This is a genomic window from Shinella sp. 20P9.1.1, from assembly GCF_057798995.1.
In genome coordinates, this window is sequence record NZ_JBYOLC010000002.1 from 107,950 (window position 1) to 126,127 (window position 18,178).

Consider the following 18,178-nt stretch of genomic DNA (forward strand, 5'->3'; position numbering starts at 1 on the left):
TCCTCGTGCGCTGGGTGAAGGGTTGAAGAAGCGTGGTGCCCGTCCCGGCACCACGCTTCCATCACTCAGCTTTTGATATTGGCTGCATCAATCCAGCCAATATTGCCGTCGTTGCGTCGGTAGACGATATTGAGCTGCTCCGACCCGGCGCTGCGGAACAGAAGAACCGGATCGTCCGTCATGTCGAGCGCCATGACGGCGCCTGCGACGGACATGGTCCGCAGTTTCTTCGTGCTTTCCGCAACGATGGTCGGTGCATAGTCCTCGGGAAGCTCGTCGTCTTCGTCGGGGACCGAATCCATCACCGTGTAGGCCACTTCTGCAAAGGCGTCGTGACCGTTGCCATTGTGGTGGGCCTTGAGTTTGCGCTTGTACCGACGCAGGCGCTTCTCGATCCGTTCCGAGGCCGATTGAAAGGCCACGAGGGGATCGTTTGCTTCGCCATTGGCTTGCAACGCCATCCCTGTATCGAGATGGACCTTGCAGTCGGCACTATACCGCGATCCCGCTTTTTCCACGGTGACCTGGCTCGAATATCCTCCGTCAAAATATTTGGTTACGGCCTCTTCCACCTGCTCTTCAATGCGTTGGCGGAAGCTGTCACCGATTTCCATATGTTTACCGGACACACGCACACTCATGGAGGCTACCTCTCTTTCATGATTTGCGCGCACCAGTCTATTCCAACCTCATCTGTGTTCCAAGCTTTTCACGCATGCGCTGTTTGCTGCACCGCACGCTAGAGAAAACCGGGGATATGTTTGGAAGTCCGGTATTTCTTCCCTTCGGAATTGGGGCGCGCATTAGCCCTTCCCGTTTGCGAAGTCAATTGGCGGATTCAGCCATTGTTAACGTCCGTCAACCGGAAGTGCCGGTTTTCCAGCGTTTTCGTCAGGAGGCGGCGGCCCTGGCGAGCGCCCGCTTTTCCCGCCGGCGCTGCACGGAGGAGGGAATGTTCATCGCCTCGCGATATTTTGCGACCGTGCGGCGGGCAAGCTCCACACCGCCCTTGCGAAGGATATCGACGATGTCGTCGTCTGAAAGGACGGCGTCCGGTAATTCCTGCGTGATCATTGTGCGGATGCGGTGGCGCACACTCTCGGCGGAATGAGAATCACCCCCCTCCGCCGAGCCGATCGAGACGGTGAAAAAATATTTGAGTTCGAACAGGCCGCGCGGCGTCAGCATGTATTTGTTCGAGGTGACGCGGCTCACCGTCGATTCATGCATCTTGATCGCCTCAGCGACCGTTTTCAGGTTCAGCGGCCGCAGGTGATCGACGCCATGCATCAGGAAAGCATCCTGCTGGCGCACGATCTCGCTCGCCACCTTCATGATGGTGCGGGCGCGCTGGTCGAGGCTGCGCGTCAGCCAGTTGGCTGTTTGCAGGCATTCGTTGAGGAATGTGTAATCCTGGCTGTTGCGGCCCGTGTGGCGCGAGACGCTGGCATGGTAGTCGCGATTGACCAGGACGCGCGGCAGCGTGTCGGGATTGAGCTCCACCTGCCAGCTGCCGTCGGGCGCCGCGCGTACCACGATGTCGGGCGTCACAGCTTCCGAAGCGCTCGTCTCGTAGCGCGTGCCGGGCTTGGGGTCGAGCTTGCGGATTTCCGCGAGCATATCGAGCAGATCCTCCTCGCCGACGCCGCAGAGCTTCTTCAGTGTGGCGAAATCGCGCCGGGCGAGCAGTTCGAGATTGTCGATGAGCATGGCCATGGCCGGGTCCAGCCGGTCGCGCGCCTTGAGCTGGATGGCCAGGCATTCGCTGAGCGAGCGGGCGAAGACGCCGGGCGGGTCGAGTTCCTGCAGGCGGGCCAGCACGCGCTCGATCTCGGTGACGGGCTTGCCGAGCCTCAGCGCCGTCTCGGCGGTGCTGCCCTGGAGGTAGCCGGCCTCGTCGAGCTGGTCGACGAGATGCTGGGCGATCAGCCGGTCGATCGGGGCGGGGAGCACGAAGGGGATCTGCTCGTTGAGCACGTCGGCGAGCGTCTTGCGGCTCGCCACGAAGTCGTCGAGGTCGTAGGCCTCCCCATCCTCGCCGCCGCCGGGCATGGATTTCCACTGGCCGAGCAGTTCCGGCGCATCCGCACCGCGCGGGCCGGCATCGTCGGGGAAGACATTGTCGAGGCCACCGTCGAAGGCCTCCGGCGCGCTGTCGGCGCCTCCCGCCGTGGCGCTGTCATAGAGATCAGGCTGGAAGCCTTCGTCGCTGCCTAGGTTTTCGGCATGAGGATGCTCGTCGCTGCCGCCGGAATAATCGTCGGCGCCGCGCTCGCGCACGCCGTCCTCGCTTGAGGCGATCTCGAGCAGCGGGTTTTTCTCGAGTTCCTGCTCGATGAACTGGGTAAGCTCGACATGCGTCATCTGGAGCAGCTGAATCGACTGCATCAGCTGCGGTGTCATCACCAGCGACTGGCTTTGGCGCAGAAAAAGGCTTGCGGCGAGGGCCATGCGGACGCGCTACTCCTGGAAAAGTCCGCGCAAAACCATCACGGCCGGCGGCTGAAATCCAACTGGCCCAAAAATTGCTTTTTTGAGAGGTTTGGTCAAGCGCCGGCTGCGCGGATGGTGAAGATCGGCCTCAGAGGCTGAAATTGTCGCCGAGATAGAGGCGGCGCACATCGGCATTGCTGACGATGTCGTTCGCCCTGCCATGCGTCAGCACTTCGCCGGCATGGATGATATAGGCGCGGTCGATCAGGCCGAGCGTTTCGCGCACATTGTGGTCGGTGATCAGCACGCCGATGCCGCGCGAGGTGAGATGGCGCACCAACGCCTGGATATCGGCGACCGAGATCGGATCGACGCCGGCAAAGGGTTCGTCGAGCAGCATGAAGGTCGGGTCTGTCGCCAGCGCACGGGCGATTTCGAGACGGCGGCGCTCGCCGCCCGAAAGCGCGATGGCGGCGGATTTGCGCAGATGCGAGATCGAGAATTCGGCCAGCAGGCTGTCGAGCTTTTGCTCGCGCCGCGCCTTGTCCTTGTCGTGCACTTCCAGCACGGCGCGGATGTTGTCCTCGACCGTCAGGCCGCGGAAGATCGAGGCTTCCTGCGGCAGGTAACCGACGCCGAGACGGGCGCGACGGTACATCGGCATCGTCGTCACGTCATTTCCGTTGATCTCGATCGAGCCCTCGTCGACGGGCACCAGGCCGGTGATCATGTAGAAACAGGTCGTCTTGCCGGCACCGTTCGGGCCGAGCAGGCCGACGGCCTCGCCCCGGCGCACCACGAGCGACACGCCGTTGACGACGCGGCGGTCGCGATAGGTCTTGGTCAGGCCGCGCGCGATGAGCGTTCCCTCGTAGCGCGAGAGATCAGCGGTGTGGTGGGCGTCCTGCGCGGCCTTTTTCGGGCGGCGCGTCAGCCGGGAGAGGAGGGGCAAAGACACGGGATGGCTATCAGTTCGTCGTCTTGCGCGACTTCGGGTCGAGCTGGATCATGACGCGGCCGCCGCAGGCGTCGAGCTTGGCCTCGCCGGTGCGCATGGTCACGGCAAGCTGGCAGCCGACGAAGACGTTCTTGCCTTCCGACAGCACCACCTTGTCGCCCTTCAGGAGCAGCGTCTCGTTGACGAGGTTGAAGGTGCCGGTATCAGCGGTCGCTTCCTGCGTGCCGGACTTGAGGTAGACCTTGCCGGACACGTCGATCTTTTCGATGTCCGCATCGCCGCTGGCCACTGAGCCGCCGCCCGACTTGTAGAAGACGATCATCTTGCCGGCCTGCAGCGTCGTCGTGCCCTGCACGACCTTCACATTGCCGGTGAATTCCGCCTTGTTCTGCTGGTCCTGAATCTCGAGCTTGTCGCTCTGGATCTGGATCGGCTGATCGTTCGAAAGCTGCATGCCTTTCATGCGGCTCGTGGTCTGCTGCGCACCGGCAGGAACCGAGACGAGCGCGAGGCCGGCGGCAAGAACGAAAAGGCTGGCTGCCCGAAGAGGGGCGGAGAGGCTGGCGAACATGGCGCTCTTACTTTTCTCGGTTGCGGATGGCGGCGGGATCGACGTCTACGACGACCTTGCCTTCAAAGACGACGGTCCGGCCTTTATCCGTCATTCGCAGCGACTGCGCAACAATGGATGCTTCCGGCGAACGAATGGAAACCGGCTCGGTCGTCTGCATGCTGCCGCCGTTGATATCGAGATGGGCGGAGCGGAAGGCGGCTTCGAGACCGGTGTTGAGATTGATGGTGAAGGGCGCGACCATGTCGAGCAGGTTTTTGCCGCGGTCGTAGATGCCGGTTGCGGCCACCACTTCGGCAACCGTCGTCTCGTTGACCGGCATTTTCGCCTTGATGTTCTCGAGCGTGATGACGTCGGGCTGCTTCATGTCCTGCAGCGCCCGTTCGGCCTTCATGGAATAGCTGATGCCCGCATCGTTGCGGCCCGAGATGGCCGGATTGAGCATGACGATCTTGCCGTCCTCGATGGAGGCGCTTTCGACTTGCAGGTCGGCGGGAATCCAAGTGCGCACGATCGAGACGGCGACGAAGATGGCGCCGATGACGAGGGCTGCGACCGGCAGGGCCACCTTCAGCAAGCGCACGCGCGAAGAATGCCGCTTGGCGAGACGATACGCCTCGGCGGAAACATTCATGCCCGGTGCACCTGTCGGTGCCTCTGCCACGCTGTTGAGCATTCTGCCTGCTTGGTTCGAGCCGTCCGGCCTTCACTCGCGGAAGCGACGGGCCCAATGCATAACGGGGCCCATATGGCGATTATTCCTGAACAAACAATGGATGTGCAAGAAACTTCAGCGACGAATTGCCATTTGCGCCGGGAATGCCATATCGATAGGGCTTTCGGCAAGCCACGTTTCGCGGCCCAGCTGACATCAAGCCAGCATATTGAGGACAGGGAATGGATCACGCCACCATCGCCGACCGCAGGCAATTGCGCCGAAAGCTGACCTTCTGGCGCATCGCGGCTGTTGTCATAGCGCTTGCCGGCATCTTCATTGCCGCAAGCTGGGGCCGGAAAGATACGGGCGCGGTCGATCACATCGCCCGCGTCAAGATTTCCGGCATCATCCAGGACGATGCCGAGCTTCTCGAACGGCTCGACGGCATCGCCAGGAACGACCGCGTGAAGGCGCTCGTCGTGACGATCTCCTCGCCCGGCGGCACGACCTATGGCGGCGAGGTCATCTACAAGGCGCTGCGCAAGGTGGCGGAAAAGAAGCCTGTCGTCTCCGATGTGCGCACGCTCGCCGCTTCGGCCGGCTACATGATCGCGACGGCCGGCGACACGATCATTGCCGGTGAAAGCTCGATCACCGGTTCGATCGGCGTGCTCTTCCAGTATCCGCAGATGAAGGACCTGATGGACAAGATCGGGGTGTCCCTCGAAGAGATCAAGTCCGCGCCGCTGAAGGCCGAGCCCTCGCCCTTCCATCCCGCAAGCGAGGATGCCAAGGCGATGATCCGCGCCATGGTGATGGACAGCTACGACTGGTTCGTCGATCTCGTCGCCGAACGCCGCAAGCTGCCGCGCGCAGAGGTGGTGCGGCTGGCTGACGGCAGCATCTTCACCGGCCGGCAGGCGCTGAAGAACAAGCTGGTCGACACGCTCGGCGGGCCGGAGGCGATCCGCGCCTATCTCGACGGACGCAAGGTAGCCGCCGACCTTCCCTTCGTCGATTACGACGCGCCGAGCCGGTCCGGTTTCCCCTTCCTGTCCGGCAGCATTCACGAATTTGCGCGCTCCATCCTCGGCCTGCCGCTCGATCTTCAACCGACGATCGAAAAGCTGACTGGCGAAAAGTTGTTTCTTGACGGTCTGGTCTCGGTTTGGCAGGTTGATCATGATTGAAAAACAAGAATTTTTGAGGGGGATACAGTGATCAAGTCGGAACTGGTTCAGATTGTCGCCGCGCGCAATCCCCACCTCTATCACCGCGATGTCGAGAACATCGTCAACGCGGTGCTCGACGAGATCACCGATGCGCTGGCGGGTGGAAACCGCGTCGAGCTGCGCGGCTTCGGCGCCTTCTCCGTCAAGAACCGCCCATCGCGCTCCGGCCGCAACCCGCGCACGGGCGATGCGGTCTTCGTCGAGGAGAAGTGGGTTCCCTTCTTCAAGACCGGTAAGGAACTGCGCGAGCGCCTCAATCCGGGTCAGGCAGACCAGGACGACTGAGGGCTTCGCGCCAGACAGGTGACGCCATGATCAAGAGAATAGTCAACGTCCTCGTGCTTCTGCCGATCGCCATCGTGCTGATCGTGCTGTCGGTGGCGAACCGTCAGGCCGTGACTCTGGCGCTCAATCCCTTCCGGCCGGAAGACAGCGTGCTGTCGGTGACCGCGCCCTTCTTCGTCTATCTCTTCCTCGCCGTAATCTTCGGCCTCGTCGTCGGTTCGCTGGCCACCTGGTTTGCCCAGGGCAAGCACCGCAAGCGCGCCCGCGTCGAGGCGGTCGAGGCCATGAAGTGGCACACGGAGGCCGAAAAGCACCGCACCCGCGCCGAGGCGATCGCCTCGCAGGCCGTACTCCCCGCGAAATAGGTCAGGGCGCGCCGTTCAGCCGCGCGCCAAAATCGGCGAAAAACTGGGTGGCGAGTTTCTTCGACGAGGAATCGATGAGGCGCGAGCCGAGCTGGGCGAGCTTGCCGCCGATCTGCGCCTTCACGTCATAGGCGAGGATCGTGCCGTCACCATCTTCGGTGAGCCGCACATCCGCGCCGCCCTTGGCAAAACCGGCAATGCCGCCCTTGCCCTCGCCTGAAATCGTGTAGCTCTCGGGCGGGTTGAGGTTGGAAAGCGTCACTTCGCCGCTGAAGCTGGCCGAAACAGGGCCGATCTTGAGCTTCACGGTCGCTTCCAGCTCGGTCGGCGATTTCATGGTGAGCGACTGACAGCCGGGAATACAGGCTTTCAGGATCTCCGGGTCGTTCAGCGCTGCCCAGACGGCGTCGCGCGGAGCGGCAATACGTTCTTCACCGGTCATATCCATGATCGATCCTCCCTCAGAGGTTCAATTTATCGCAATCGGAAAGCGCTTTGCCAAGTGGGGGAGGGATGGTATGGGAGCCGCTTGTTTTCCGGCGCTGCCGGCACCCCATCCAACCGACGACGGACGACCATCGTGAAGGACAGACCCCGCCGGCCGAAGAGCGGCCCCGCCGCGCCCGTGAAGGGTTTTGCGCCCGCCAAAGCGCGTGCGCAAAAGGCCCCGGCCGCCAAAGCCGCCACGCCGAACAAAGAACAGCGCCCGGCCCCGGAGGCGCCCGCCCGTCCGCTGATGCGCCGCGAGGGCGCAAAGCCGGCCGAGCGCCTACCCGTCATCCTGGAGACTGCCGGCTCCGACCAGTACCGTCTGATCGACAGCGGTGCCGGCGAGAAGCTGGAGCAATACGGCCCCTACCGCATCGTTCGCCCCGAGGCCCAGGCGCTCTGGCAGCGCAGCCTGCCTGACGGCATCTGGAACAAGGCCGATGCACTCTTCACCGGCGATACGGACGAAGACGGCATGGGCCGCTGGAAATTTCCCAGGACCGCCCTTGGCGAGACCTGGCCGATGCAGCTGCTCGGCGTCGATTTCCACGGCCGCTTCACCGCCTTCCGCCATGTCGGCGTCTTCCCCGAACAGCTCGCCCACTGGAGCTGGATGAAGGAGAAGGTCGAGACGGCGGGCCGTCCGGTCAAGGTGCTGAACCTCTTCGGCTATACCGGTGTCGCCTCGCTCGTCGCGGCTTCCGCCGGTGCGGAAGTTACCCATGTCGACGCCTCGAAGAAGGCCATCGGCTGGGCGCGCGAAAATCAGACTTTGGGCCGCATGGACAAGCTGCCGATCCGCTGGATCTGCGAGGATGCGATGAAATTCATCCAGCGCGAGGAGCGCCGCGGCAGCAAATATGACATCATCCTCACCGACCCGCCGAAATTCGGCCGCGGACCGAACGGCGAGGTCTGGCATCTCTTTGATCACCTGCCGCTGATGCTCGACATCTGCCGCGAGATCCTGTCGCCCAAGGCGATCGGTCTCGTGCTGACGGCCTATTCGATCCGCGCAAGCTTCTATTCCATCCACGAATTGATGCGCGAGACGATGCGCGGCGCCGGCGGCACGGTGGAATCAGGCGAGCTCGTCATCCGCGAGAGCGGCACGGACGGCAAGGAAGCCGGCCGCGCGCTCTCCACCTCCCTCTTCAGCCGATGGATCAGCGCATGAGCCAGGAACACCATGGGAGCCGCCGTGTCGGTCAGGTGAAGGAGGTCACGAGCCTTTCGAACCCCATCGTCAAGGATATCAAGGCGCTCGCCAACAAGAAGGACCGCGACGAGACGAGGAGTTTCATGGCCGAGGGCCTGAAACTCGTCATCGACGCGCTGGAACTCGGCTTCGAGATCAGGACGCTGGTCTATGCCAAGAACGTCAATGACAAGCCGCAGGTCGTGCAATGCGCGACGAAGACGGTGGCGCGCGGCGGTCTGGTGCTGGAAGTGAGTGAGAAGGTGCTCGCCTCGATCACGCGGCGCGACAATCCGCAGATGGTCGTCGGCATTTTTTCGCAGCGCTGGACGAACTTGCGCGATCTCAGGCCCACAAACGGCGAGACCTATGTGGCGCTCGACCGCGTGCGCGACCCCGGCAATCTCGGCACGATCATCCGAACGGCCGATGCGGCGGGCGCCAGCGGCGTCATTCTCGTCGGCGAGAGCACCGATCCCTTCTCGATGGAAACCGTGCGCGCCACCATGGGCTCGGTCTTCGCCGTGCCACTGGTGAAGACCAGCGTGGCCGATTTCCTCTCATGGAAGAAGGGCGCGGGCGTCTCCGTCGTCGCGACCCATCTCGCCGGCGCCGTCGATTACCGCACCATCGATTACAAGAAGAAACCCGTCGTGCTCCTGATGGGCAACGAGCAGTCCGGCCTGCCGGAAGAGCTCGCCCGCGAGGCCGATGCGCTCGCCCGCATCCCGCAGGTGGGGCTAGCGGATTCGCTCAATCTCGCGATCGCCACGGGCGTCATGCTCTTCGAGGCGCGCCGCCATCTGCTGACGCTGGATGCGCGCGCATGAACGACCGCATTCCCCTGATGTCGCGGCCGCTGCCGGTCGTCGTCTTCATCCTGCTCGCGCTTCTCCTTGACCAGGCCGTGAAGTTTGCCGTTGAGATGTGGCTGCCCTTCCAGGAGGCGGTGCATGTCGTGCCGATGCTGGCGCTCTACCGCACCTACAATTACGGCGTCGCCTTTTCCATGCTGTCGGGCATGGAGGGCTGGTTCATCGTAACGCTCCGGCTCTTCGTCGTCGGCTTCGTCATCTGGCTCTGGCGCCAGACGCCGAAGCAGCGCGGCCTTGCGCATGCGGGCTATGCCTTCATCATCGCCGGTGCCTTCGGCAACCTGATCGACCGCGCGCTGTTCGGCTATGTCATCGACTATGTGCTGTTCTACACCGAGACCTGGTCGTTTGCCGTTTTCAATCTCGCCGACAGTTTCATCACCATCGGCGCCGGCCTCGTCATCCTCGACGAGCTGCTTCTGCTGCGCCGCCGGGATCGCTAAGATTTTAACGACTTGCTGAAGCCGATTTGAACGGTCCGCGTGATAAGCGGATCGTTATGAGCGAACCCGTCAAGCTACAGAACCGGCTCCAGGCCGAATTTGCCGAAGCGCCGCGCCGTTCCACCCGCGCCCGTTCCGCGGAGGACGCGCCCGTCTCCCTCGACGTCGAGGCCGATATCGTCGTGCCGCGTCCGGAGCCGGAAAGCCACGCGACGATCCGCAGCGTGATTGCCGGCGTCGGCCTGCTTTCGGCGGCCCTCGTTCTGGCGACCGGCATGGTGACGGGCTTCTATATCGCTGCCATCGCACTCGGCCTTTCCGGCATCGCGGGGGCCGTTTTCCTTTATCGCACCCGCCGCCCGGCCGCTGCCGAGACGGACCATGACCAGTCCTGGGAGCGCAGCGAGACCTCGCAAATCCTTTCGGCCATTCATGACGTGCTCGGCGACATCGTCGTGATGCGCGCGCTCGACGGCCGTATCCTTCGTGCCAATGCCGTGCTGTCCGACCTCACCGGCCTCACCGATATCGAAGGAAAGACCTGCGAGGCCATCGGTCTTTCCTTCCGCTCGCAGGCGATCGCCCATCGCTATGATGTCGATGTGAACGGCCCCGCCGGAAAGCGCATCTATTCCTGGCACGACGTCACCGTGCGCGATCCCGCCTCCGGCGATCTGGTCGTGCATTCCATCGCCCGCGATGTGACGGAAGAGCGCCGTGCGGAAGGCGAGCGCGAACGCGCCCGCCAGCGCGCCGAGGAGGCGAGTGCCGCCAAGTCGCGCCTGCTCGCCACCGTCAGCCACGAAATCCGTACGCCTCTGTCCGGCATTCTCGGCATGTCGCACCTGATCGGCCAGACCCGCCTGACGGCCGAGCAGAAGAACTATCTGGCCGGCATCCGCCAGTCCGGCCATGCGCTGGTGCAGCTCGTCGACGACCTGCTGGATTTCTCGACCATCGAGGCGGGCCGCTTCCAGCTGCGCCCGTCGGAAGAACCGGTGCGGCCGATGCTGGAAAGCGTCGTTGAAATGCTGTCGCACCGCGCCCATGACAAGGGCATCGAGATCGGCTCGTTCGTTTCGCCCGATGTGCCGGGCCTCCTGACCTATGATGCGGCCCGCCTGCGCCAAGTGCTCTACAATGTCGTCGGCAATGCCGTGAAATTCACCCATACCGGCGGCGTTTCGCTGGAAACCACGCTGGAGCACGGTGCGGTCGTCATCCGCGTCACCGATACCGGCCCCGGCATGAATGCCGAGGAACAGGCGCGTATTTTCGAGGAGTTCGAGCAGACCGGAAGTGCGGCCCAGCGCAGCGGCGGCACCGGTCTTGGCCTTGCCATCTCGGCCCGCATCCTCAACGAGGCCAGCGGTGCGCTGACGCTCGAAAGCACGCCCGGCAAGGGCTCCACCTTCACCATCCGCATGCCCGTCGATGCGAAGAAGATGCCCGGTGTCTCGCGCAAGGGCGTGCTGAAGGGCAGCCTCGTCTTCCTGTTCGCTCCCGCCGGCCCGGCATCCAAGGCATTGGTGCGCACCATCGATGCGCTCGGCGGCACCTGCCATCTCGCCAGTTCCATCGACGAAGCCTTCGATCTCTTGCAGGGTCTTGCCGGCCGCAAGGCGGCGCTGACCGACATCATCGTCGACAACAGGCTTGCCGGCGCCTTCCGCCGCGAGCTCGCCGACCTCAACGTCATCAAAGACAGCCGCGCGCGCCGCATCTATCTCGTCAATCCGGAGGAGCGGACCGGCCGCGCCATCGGCAATGGCGAGGGCTACGATTCCTGGCTGATCCGGCCGTTGCGCGAGCGCTCGCTGGTCGAGGTGCTGCGTGGCCGCATGAAGGGCATCGAGGTGCGCGATGCGATCAACGATAACAGGCCGATCCTGAAGGACCTGCCGCTTGCGGTCGATCCGACGCCGGCACCCGTAACCGGTGCGCGCATCCTGCTTGCCGAAGACGATCCGGTGAATGCCATGCTGGTGCGCTCGGTGCTGGAGCGGGCGGGTCATCAGGTGCGCCACGTCCCGGATTATCCGGCCCTCGTCTCCGCCCTTGCCGGCGCCACCGATGCCGGGCCGTTCGCGGCCGATCTCATTGTCACGGACCTCGGTATGCCCGGCGGTGACGGCAAGGAGATGATCGCCCGCATCGTGCAGCGCGACTATGGCAATGCCCGCCTGCCGGTGATCGTGCTCACCGCCGACAGCCGCGCCGGACTGGCCGAGGAACTGCTGGCCGTCGGCGCTGAAGCCGTGCTCGCAAAGCCCGCTGATCCGATGCGGCTGATTGCCGAAATCGCCCGTCTCGGCCGTTCTGTGACAGTCTGATCTTCTCAAGCCGGACTTGCGTCATTATCTTGTTGCAGAATCGTGGTTAAACCCCACGAAGTTCCTGACAACGGGTATAATGCCATGACGCTCGACCTTGCCCAGACCATCGCTCCGGTGGAGATCGCCCAGAAGGCCGCCCCGGTCGCGGGACGTTCGGGAACGGACGTGCTCGGCCGCATCGGCAACCTGGAAACCCGCATCGCCCGCTCGGTCTCCGAGATCGACGCCGCCCAGGCCGTGCGCTACCGCGTGTTCGCCGAGGAGATGAATGCCCGCCTGTCCTCCGACGCCGTGCGCCGCAAGCGCGACATCGACGCCTGGGATATGGTCTGTGATCACCTGCTGGTGCTCGACACCTCCATCGAGGGCGACGCCGAGGAGCAGATCGTCGGTACCTACCGCCTATTGCGCCAGGATGTTGCGGCCGTTTCCGGCGGCTTCTATTCGCAGTCGGAATTCGATGTCGATGCGCTGATCGCCCATCATCCGGAAAAGCGCTTCATGGAGCTCGGCCGCTCCTGCGTGCTGCCGGCCTACCGCACCAAGCGCACGGTCGAGCTGCTCTGGCAGGGCAACTGGGCCTATGCGCTGAAGCATGGCATTGACGTGATGTTCGGCTGCGCCTCCTTCCACGGCATCGTGCCGGAAGAGCATGCGCTGGCGCTCTCCTTCCTGCACCACAATGTGCAGGCGAAGGACGAGTGGAGCGTGTCGGCCCGCCCGGAACTCTTCCGCACCATGGATCTGGTGCCGCCTGAAGGTATCGATGCCCGCAAGGCGCTTTCCGCCATGCCGCCGCTCATCAAGGGCTATCTGCGCCTCGGCGCGACTGTCGGCACGGGCGCCGTCGTCGACCACGGTTTCAACACGACGGATGTGCTGATCGTGCTGCCGATCGGCAAGATCTCCGGCCGCTACCTCAACTACTACGGGGCGGACGCGGGTCGTTTCGCCAGCTAATCATTTTATGAAGGTCAGCACAGTCTGATTTGCCGCCCGTTCCCGACCTCGGGGACGGGCGGTTTTATATGCCATAAACGTTCAAACCCTGCCGCGGCTGCGGCAGGGTTTGAAGACGCTGGGCTGGAAGACGGAAAGATCAGCCGGAATTGTAGGCGGCGAGCGTCGCCATGTTGACGATGTCGCTGTCCTTGGCGCCCATCGAGACGATCTGCACGGATTTGTCGAGGCCGACGAGCAGCGGGCCGATGACCATGGCGCCGCCGAGTTCCTGCAGCATCTTGGTCGCGATCGAGGCCGAGTGGAAGGCCGGCATGACCAGCACGTTGCCGGGGCCGGAAAGGCGGCAGAACGGATACTGCTCCATGATGCGCGGATTGAGCGCCACATCGGCCGCCATTTCGCCGTCATATTCGAAATCGACGCGGCGGCGGTCGAGGATCTTGACCGCTTCGCGCACGCGCTCCGAACGCTCGCCCGAGGGATGGCCGAAGGTCGAGTAGGCGAGCATCGCGACGCGCGGCTCATAGCCGAGACGGCGGGCGAGGCCGGCGGCTTCCTCCGCGATGTCGGCCAGTTCTTCCGACGACGGCATGTCGTGCACGGCGGTATCGGCGACCAGAACGGCACGGCCGCGGCAGAGCGCCAGCGACGCGCCGATGACCCGGTGGCCCGGCTTGGCATCGATGCAGCGGCGCACGTCTTCGAGTGCAGTCGAATAGTTGCGCGTCAGGCCCGTCACCATGCCGTCGGCATCGCCGAGCGCCACCATGCAGGCCGCGAAGTGGTTGCGGTCGTTGTGGATCAGGCGCTGAGCATCGCGGTAAAGGAAACCCTTCCGCTGCAGGCGGGCGTAGAGATAGTCGATATAGACATTGTTGCGCTTGGAAATGCGCGCGTTGACCAGCTCGATGCCGGGACGATCGAGGTCGATGCCGGCGCGTTCGGCCGTCTCGCGCATATGCTCCTCGCGGCCGAGCAGGATGGCGGTGCCGAGCTGCTCGTTCACATAGGAGATGGCGGCGCGCATCATCTGCTCTTCTTCGCCCTCGGCGAAGACCACGCGCTTGGGCTGGCGGCGCACGCGGGCATAGATCTGCTGCAGCGTCGAGGCGATCGGGTCGCGTCGGGCGCGCAGGTCGCGGGCATAGGCGTCGAGATCGGTAATGTCCTTGCGCGCGACGCCCGTCTCCATCGCCGCCTTGGCGACGGCGACCGGAATGGCCGAGATGAGACGCGGATCGAACGGCACGGGGATGATGTACTGCGCGCCGAAGCGTGGACGCACGCCCTGATAGGCGGCGGCGACATCGTCGGGCACGTCTTCCTTGGCGAGCTTGGCAAGGGCCTCGGCTGCGGCGATCTTCATCGCGTCGTTGATGGTCGAGGCGCGAACGTCGAGCGCGCCGCGGAAAATGTAGGGGAAGCCGAGCACGTTGTTGACCTGGTTCGGATAGTCCGAGCGGCCGGTCGCGACGATCGCGTCGTCACGGATGCGGGCGACCTCTTCCGGCGTGATTTCCGGATCCGGATTGGCCATGGCGAAGATGATCGGGCGCGGCGCCATGGAGCGGATCATCTCTTCGGAGAAGGCGCCCTTGGCGGAGAGGCCGAACACGACATCGGCGCCGACCATGGCTTCGGCGAGCGAGCGGCGGTCGGTCTTGACGGCGTGGGCGGACTTCCACTGGTTCATGCCGTCTTCACGGCCCTGGTAGATGACGCCCTTGGTGTCGCAGAGAATGACGTTGTCGGGTGCAAAGCCCATCGACTTGATGAGTTCGATACAGGCGATAGCGGCGGCGCCCGCGCCATTGCAGACAAGCTTGGTCGTCTTGAAATCGCGGCCGGTCAGTGCCAGCGCGTTGATGAGGCCGGCGGCGGCGATGATGGCGGTGCCGTGCTGGTCGTCGTGGAAGACCGGGATGTCCATCAGTTCGCGCAGGCGCTGCTCGATGATGAAACAGTCGGGCGCCTTGATGTCCTCGAGGTTGATGCCGCCGAAGGAGGGGCCGAGATAGCGCACGCAGTTGATGAACTCGTCGACATTTTCCGTGTCGACTTCCAGGTCGATGGAATCGACGTCGGCAAAGCGCTTGAAGAGGACGGACTTGCCTTCCATCACCGGCTTGGAGGCGAGAGCGCCGAGATTGCCGAGACCGAGAATGGCGGTGCCGTTCGAGATGACGGCGACCATGTTGCCGCGCGTCGTGTAGTCATAGGCGGTTGCCGGGTCTTCGGCGATGGCCTTGACGGGCACGGCGACGCCGGGCGAATAGGCGAGCGACAGGTCGCGCTGCGTCGCCATCGGCTTGGTCGGCGTGATCTCGAGCTTGCCGGGACGGCCGTTGGCGTGGAAATCCAGCGCTTCCTTGTCCGTGACGGTTGCCCTCTGGCGATCTGTTTTGTCGGTTCCCGGCATAATCCCCCCTTCACACTCTTGTGGGCGATAAGCCCATAGCTGCGGACAGCTGTTGTTTTCTATATCGCCGCATGGCTAGGGTGACACCTCTTTTTTGGGAAGAACAGACCCCTCGTTTTAGAAGAAACAGAATCTCCGTGAACGATCAGATCGTGCGCCCGAACGATATCCTCTCGACATCAGAGCTTGCCAGCGACGAAAGCCGCGCCTCGGCGACGCCGATGATGGAGCAGTATATCGAGATCAAGGCGGCCAATCCCGACAGCATGCTGTTCTACCGCATGGGGGATTTCTACGAGCTGTTCTTCCAGGACGCGGTGGACGCGTCGCGGGCGCTCGGCATCACGCTGACCAAGCGCGGCCAGCATATGGGTCTCGACATTCCCATGTGCGGCGTGCCGGTGCATGCGGCGGACGACTATCTCCAGCGGCTGATATCAGTCGGTTTCCGTGTCGCCGTCTGCGAGCAGGTCGAAGACCCGGCCGAAGCGAAGAAGCGCGGCTCCAAGTCGGTCGTGCGGCGCGATGTCGTGCGTCTGGTCACGCCGGGCACGCTGACCGAGGAAAAGCTGCTGTCGCCCTCGGATGCCAACTATCTGATGACCGTCTCGCGCATCCGCGGCGGGGCTGAGCCCTCAATGGCGCTCGCCTGGATCGATATTTCCACCGGCATCTTCCGTCTGTCGGAGACCGCGCAAAGCCAGCTCCTCGCCGATATCCTGCGTATCGAGCCGCGCGAGCTGATCGTGCCGGATACGCTGTTCTACGATCCGGAATTCCGCCCCGTGCTCGATGTGCTGGGACGTGTTGCCGTGCCCCAGCCGTCGGTGCTGTTCGACAGCGCGACGGCGGAAGGCCGCATCGCCCGCTATTTCGGCGTCTCGACGCTTGATGGTTTCGGCAGCTTTTCACGCGCCGAGTTCGCGGCGGCTTCCGCGGCTATCGCCTATGTCGAGAAAACCCAGATCGCCGAACGCCCGCCGCTCGGCCGGCCGGAGCGTGAAAGCTCGGCCTCGACGCTGTTCATCGATCCCGCGACCCGCGCCAATCTCGAACTGGTGCGCACGCAGTCGGGCGAGCGCAGCGGCACGCTCCTGAAGGCCATCGACCGCACCGTCACGAGCGGCGGCGCGCGGTTGCTCGCCGAGCGCCTGATGTCGCCGCTGACCGATCCGGAGGCGATCAATGCCCGCCTCGATTCGATTTCGACGCTGGCCGATCGCCCCTCCTTCAGCGAAGACCTGCGCCGGGCGCTGAAGCGCCTGCCCGATATGCCGCGTGCCTTGTCGCGCATCGCGCTCGGCCGCGGCGGCCCGCGCGATCTTGGCGCGATCCTGCAGGGCCTTTCGGCTTCCGCCGAGATTGCGGCGCTGATGGCGGTCGAAACTCTCGATGGCGAACTTGCCGCTGCCCGCACGGCCATTGCCGCCCTGCCGATCGATCTCTCGCACCGCCTGTCCTTCATGCTGGCCGACGAGCTGCCGCTTTTGAAGCGCGACGGCGGCTTCATCCGCGCGGCGGCGGATGCGGAGCTGGACGAGGTTCGGGCGCTGCGCGACCAGTCCCGCCGAGTCATCGCCGGCCTCCAGCTGCAATATGCCGAGGAGACCGGCGTCAAGTCGCTGAAGATCAAGCACAACAACGTGCTCGGCTATTTCATCGAGGTCTCCGCCGGCAATGCCTCGGCGCTCACGGATGGCGACGAGGCGAAGGCCCGGTTCATCCACCGCCAGACCATGGCGGGCGCCATGCGCTTCACGACGACGGTGCTGTCGGAACTCGAAACCAAGATCGCCAATGCCGCCGACCGTGCGCTCGCCATCGAGCTCGCCGCCTTTGATGGCCTGGTCGAGGCCGTCGTTTCCGAGGCGGAAGCCATCAAGGCCGCCGCCCGCGCACTCGGCGTCGTCGATGTCTCGGTCGGTCTTGCAGCACTCGCCGAAGAGCAGGCCTATTGCCGCCCGGTGGTCGACAATTCGACGATGTTCGCCATTGTCGGCGGCCGCCATCCGGTCGTCGAACAGGCGCTGCGCCGCCAGAACGCCGCCGCCTTCGTCGCCAATTCCTGCGACCTGTCGCCGACGGACAGCAAGGGACATGGCGCCATCTGGCTGCTCACCGGCCCGAACATGGGCGGTAAGTCGACCTTCCTGCGCCAGAACGCGCTCATCGCCATCCTGGCGCAGATGGGGTCCTATGTACCGGCCGAAAGCGCCCATATCGGCATCGTCGACCGTCTCTTCTCACGCGTCGGCGCGTCCGACGATCTGGCGCGCGGCCGATCGACCTTCATGGTGGAAATGGTCGAGACGGCGGCGATCCTCAACCAGGCGACCGAGCGCTCGCTCGTCATCCTCGACGAGATCGGTCGCGGCACCGCCACCTTCGACGGTCTCTCCATCGCCTGGGCCTCCGTCGAGCATCTGCATGAGGGCAACCGCTGCCGCGGCCTCTTCGCCACGCATTTCCACGAGCTGACGGTTTTGTCCGAAAAGCTCGGCCGCCTTTCCAATGCCACGATGCGCGTCAAGGAGTGGGATGGCGACGTGATCTTCCTGCACGAGGTCGGCCCCGGTGCGGCGGACCGATCCTACGGCATTCAGGTCGCGCGCCTTGCGGGCCTGCCGGCCTCCGTCGTGGCGCGGGCGAAGGATGTGCTTGCGAAGCTCGAGGATGCCGACCGCAAGAACCCGGCAAGCCAGCTCATCGACGATCTGCCGCTGTTCCAGGTTGCGGTGCGCCGCGAGGAGGCGAAGCGCGATGCCGGCCCGTCGAAGGTCGAGATGCTCGTGAAGGACCTCAATCCCGACGACATGACGCCACGCGAGGCGTTGGACGCGCTCTATGCGCTGAAGAAAGAACTTGGCAATCGGTAGCGGCTAGAATCATTGTCCTCGCGTGCCGAAAGGGTCTATAGGCATGCGAACCGAACGGGCGTTGGACGGGAAGCAGG

General features: G+C 64.0%; 16 protein-coding genes. 9 read left to right on the forward strand and 7 right to left on the reverse strand.

The window, feature by feature from the left end; translation table 11 throughout:
- Positions 1-65 precede the first annotated feature (65 nt).
- The 5 genes from hpf to lptC all read right to left on the reverse strand — a co-directional run bounded on the left by hpf (position 66) and on the right by lptC (position 4,638).
- A complete protein-coding gene (hpf, locus tag AC27VQ_RS04120; RefSeq protein ID WP_117367673.1) occupies positions 66-641 on the reverse strand; it encodes a ribosome hibernation-promoting factor, HPF/YfiA family in 576 nt (191 codons plus the stop codon).
- A gap of 250 nt (positions 642-891) precedes the next feature.
- Entirely contained in the window at positions 892-2,451 is a 1,560-nt protein-coding gene (rpoN, locus tag AC27VQ_RS04125) for an RNA polymerase factor sigma-54 (protein WP_488715333.1), read from the reverse strand.
- A gap of 130 nt (positions 2,452-2,581) precedes the next feature.
- Positions 2,582-3,367, reverse strand: coding sequence for an LPS export ABC transporter ATP-binding protein (gene lptB / locus AC27VQ_RS04130; protein ID WP_409530390.1), 786 nt, complete (start codon positions 3,365-3,367; stop codon positions 2,582-2,584).
- Positions 3,368-3,401: 34 nt separating this feature from the next.
- Positions 3,402-3,962, reverse strand: coding sequence for an LptA/OstA family protein (locus AC27VQ_RS04135; RefSeq protein ID WP_488715334.1), 561 nt, complete (start codon positions 3,960-3,962; stop codon positions 3,402-3,404).
- A 7-nt stretch (positions 3,963-3,969) separates the two neighbouring features.
- The gene (gene lptC, locus AC27VQ_RS04140) at positions 3,970-4,638 is read right to left on the reverse strand and encodes an LPS export ABC transporter periplasmic protein LptC (RefSeq protein WP_313529826.1); all 669 of its coding nucleotides are present in this window, start codon (positions 4,636-4,638) and stop codon (positions 3,970-3,972) included.
- A 221-nt stretch (positions 4,639-4,859) separates the two neighbouring features.
- On the opposite strand from lptC, the gene sppA reads away from it, so the two are divergent.
- Genes sppA through AC27VQ_RS04155 form a run of 3 tightly spaced genes read left to right on the forward strand, consistent with a single transcriptional unit; the run spans position 4,860 to position 6,502 of the window.
- Complete coding sequence (sppA, locus tag AC27VQ_RS04145; protein WP_488715335.1) at positions 4,860-5,810, forward strand: signal peptide peptidase SppA; 951 nt, start codon at positions 4,860-4,862, stop codon at positions 5,808-5,810.
- A 9-nt stretch (positions 5,811-5,819) separates the two neighbouring features.
- The gene (locus AC27VQ_RS04150; RefSeq protein WP_160858077.1) at positions 5,820-6,137 is read left to right on the forward strand and encodes an integration host factor subunit beta; all 318 of its coding nucleotides are present in this window, start codon (positions 5,820-5,822) and stop codon (positions 6,135-6,137) included.
- Positions 6,138-6,163: 26 nt separating this feature from the next.
- Complete coding sequence (locus tag AC27VQ_RS04155; protein ID WP_313529832.1) at positions 6,164-6,502, forward strand: DUF1049 domain-containing protein; 339 nt, start codon at positions 6,164-6,166, stop codon at positions 6,500-6,502.
- A 1-nt stretch (position 6,503) separates the two neighbouring features.
- On the opposite strand, the gene AC27VQ_RS04160 is transcribed toward AC27VQ_RS04155, so the two are convergent.
- Entirely contained in the window at positions 6,504-6,950 is a 447-nt protein-coding gene (locus tag AC27VQ_RS04160) for an SRPBCC family protein (RefSeq protein WP_488715336.1), read from the reverse strand.
- Between the two features lie 132 nt (positions 6,951-7,082).
- On the opposite strand from AC27VQ_RS04160, the gene AC27VQ_RS04165 reads away from it, so the two are divergent.
- The 5 genes from AC27VQ_RS04165 to olsB all read left to right on the forward strand — a co-directional run bounded on the left by AC27VQ_RS04165 (position 7,083) and on the right by olsB (position 12,803).
- Positions 7,083-8,168: a class I SAM-dependent methyltransferase gene (locus AC27VQ_RS04165; protein WP_488715337.1), complete on the forward strand. Its 1,086-nt coding sequence runs from the start codon at positions 7,083-7,085 to the stop codon at positions 8,166-8,168.
- Positions 8,165-9,019, forward strand: coding sequence for a TrmH family RNA methyltransferase (locus tag AC27VQ_RS04170; RefSeq protein ID WP_488715338.1), 855 nt, complete (start codon positions 8,165-8,167; stop codon positions 9,017-9,019). Before AC27VQ_RS04165 ends, AC27VQ_RS04170 begins: the two co-directional genes overlap by 4 nt.
- The gene (gene lspA / locus AC27VQ_RS04175; RefSeq protein ID WP_298100556.1) at positions 9,016-9,507 is read left to right on the forward strand and encodes a signal peptidase II; all 492 of its coding nucleotides are present in this window, start codon (positions 9,016-9,018) and stop codon (positions 9,505-9,507) included. Before AC27VQ_RS04170 ends, lspA begins: the two co-directional genes overlap by 4 nt.
- 56 nt (positions 9,508-9,563) lie before the next feature.
- Positions 9,564-11,840 (forward strand): hybrid sensor histidine kinase/response regulator, encoded by a 2,277-nt coding sequence (locus AC27VQ_RS04180; protein WP_488715339.1) that lies wholly within the window; start codon positions 9,564-9,566, stop codon positions 11,838-11,840.
- An 84-nt stretch (positions 11,841-11,924) separates the two neighbouring features.
- Positions 11,925-12,803 (forward strand): l-ornithine N(alpha)-acyltransferase, encoded by an 879-nt coding sequence (gene olsB, locus AC27VQ_RS04185; RefSeq protein WP_488715340.1) that lies wholly within the window; start codon positions 11,925-11,927, stop codon positions 12,801-12,803.
- 139 nt (positions 12,804-12,942) lie between these two features.
- On the opposite strand, the gene AC27VQ_RS04190 is transcribed toward olsB, so the two are convergent.
- Entirely contained in the window at positions 12,943-15,225 is a 2,283-nt protein-coding gene (locus AC27VQ_RS04190) for an NADP-dependent malic enzyme (protein ID WP_488715341.1), read from the reverse strand.
- Between the two features lie 137 nt (positions 15,226-15,362).
- Here AC27VQ_RS04190 and mutS point away from each other — a divergent pair, with 137 nt between their 5' ends.
- Positions 15,363-18,101, forward strand: a complete 2,739-nt coding sequence (gene mutS / locus AC27VQ_RS04195) for a DNA mismatch repair protein MutS (RefSeq protein WP_488715342.1) — start codon at positions 15,363-15,365, stop codon at positions 18,099-18,101.
- The last annotated feature ends 77 nt before the right edge of the window (positions 18,102-18,178 follow it).

Excerpts from the sequence above, each read along its gene's own strand:
- hpf (WP_117367673.1), bottom strand. The coding sequence starts at position 641 with ATGAGTGTGCGTGTGTCCGGTAAACATATGGAAATCGGTGACAGCTTC.
- rpoN (WP_488715333.1), bottom strand. The coding sequence starts at position 2,451 with ATGGCCCTCGCCGCAAGCCTTTTTCTGCGCCAAAGCCAGTCGCTGGTG.
- AC27VQ_RS04135 (WP_488715334.1), bottom strand. The coding sequence starts at position 3,962 with ATGTTCGCCAGCCTCTCCGCCCCTCTTCGGGCAGCCAGCCTTTTCGTT.
- lptC (WP_313529826.1), bottom strand. The coding sequence starts at position 4,638 with ATGCTCAACAGCGTGGCAGAGGCACCGACAGGTGCACCGGGCATGAAT.
- sppA (WP_488715335.1), top strand. The coding sequence starts at position 4,860 with ATGGATCACGCCACCATCGCCGACCGCAGGCAATTGCGCCGAAAGCTG.
- AC27VQ_RS04155 (WP_313529832.1), top strand. The coding sequence starts at position 6,164 with ATGATCAAGAGAATAGTCAACGTCCTCGTGCTTCTGCCGATCGCCATC.
- AC27VQ_RS04160 (WP_488715336.1), bottom strand. The coding sequence starts at position 6,950 with ATGGATATGACCGGTGAAGAACGTATTGCCGCTCCGCGCGACGCCGTC.
- AC27VQ_RS04170 (WP_488715338.1), top strand. The coding sequence starts at position 8,165 with ATGAGCCAGGAACACCATGGGAGCCGCCGTGTCGGTCAGGTGAAGGAG.
- lspA (WP_298100556.1), top strand. The coding sequence starts at position 9,016 with ATGAACGACCGCATTCCCCTGATGTCGCGGCCGCTGCCGGTCGTCGTC.
- AC27VQ_RS04180 (WP_488715339.1), top strand. The coding sequence starts at position 9,564 with ATGAGCGAACCCGTCAAGCTACAGAACCGGCTCCAGGCCGAATTTGCC.
- olsB (WP_488715340.1), top strand. The coding sequence starts at position 11,925 with ATGACGCTCGACCTTGCCCAGACCATCGCTCCGGTGGAGATCGCCCAG.
- AC27VQ_RS04190 (WP_488715341.1), bottom strand. The coding sequence starts at position 15,225 with ATGCCGGGAACCGACAAAACAGATCGCCAGAGGGCAACCGTCACGGAC.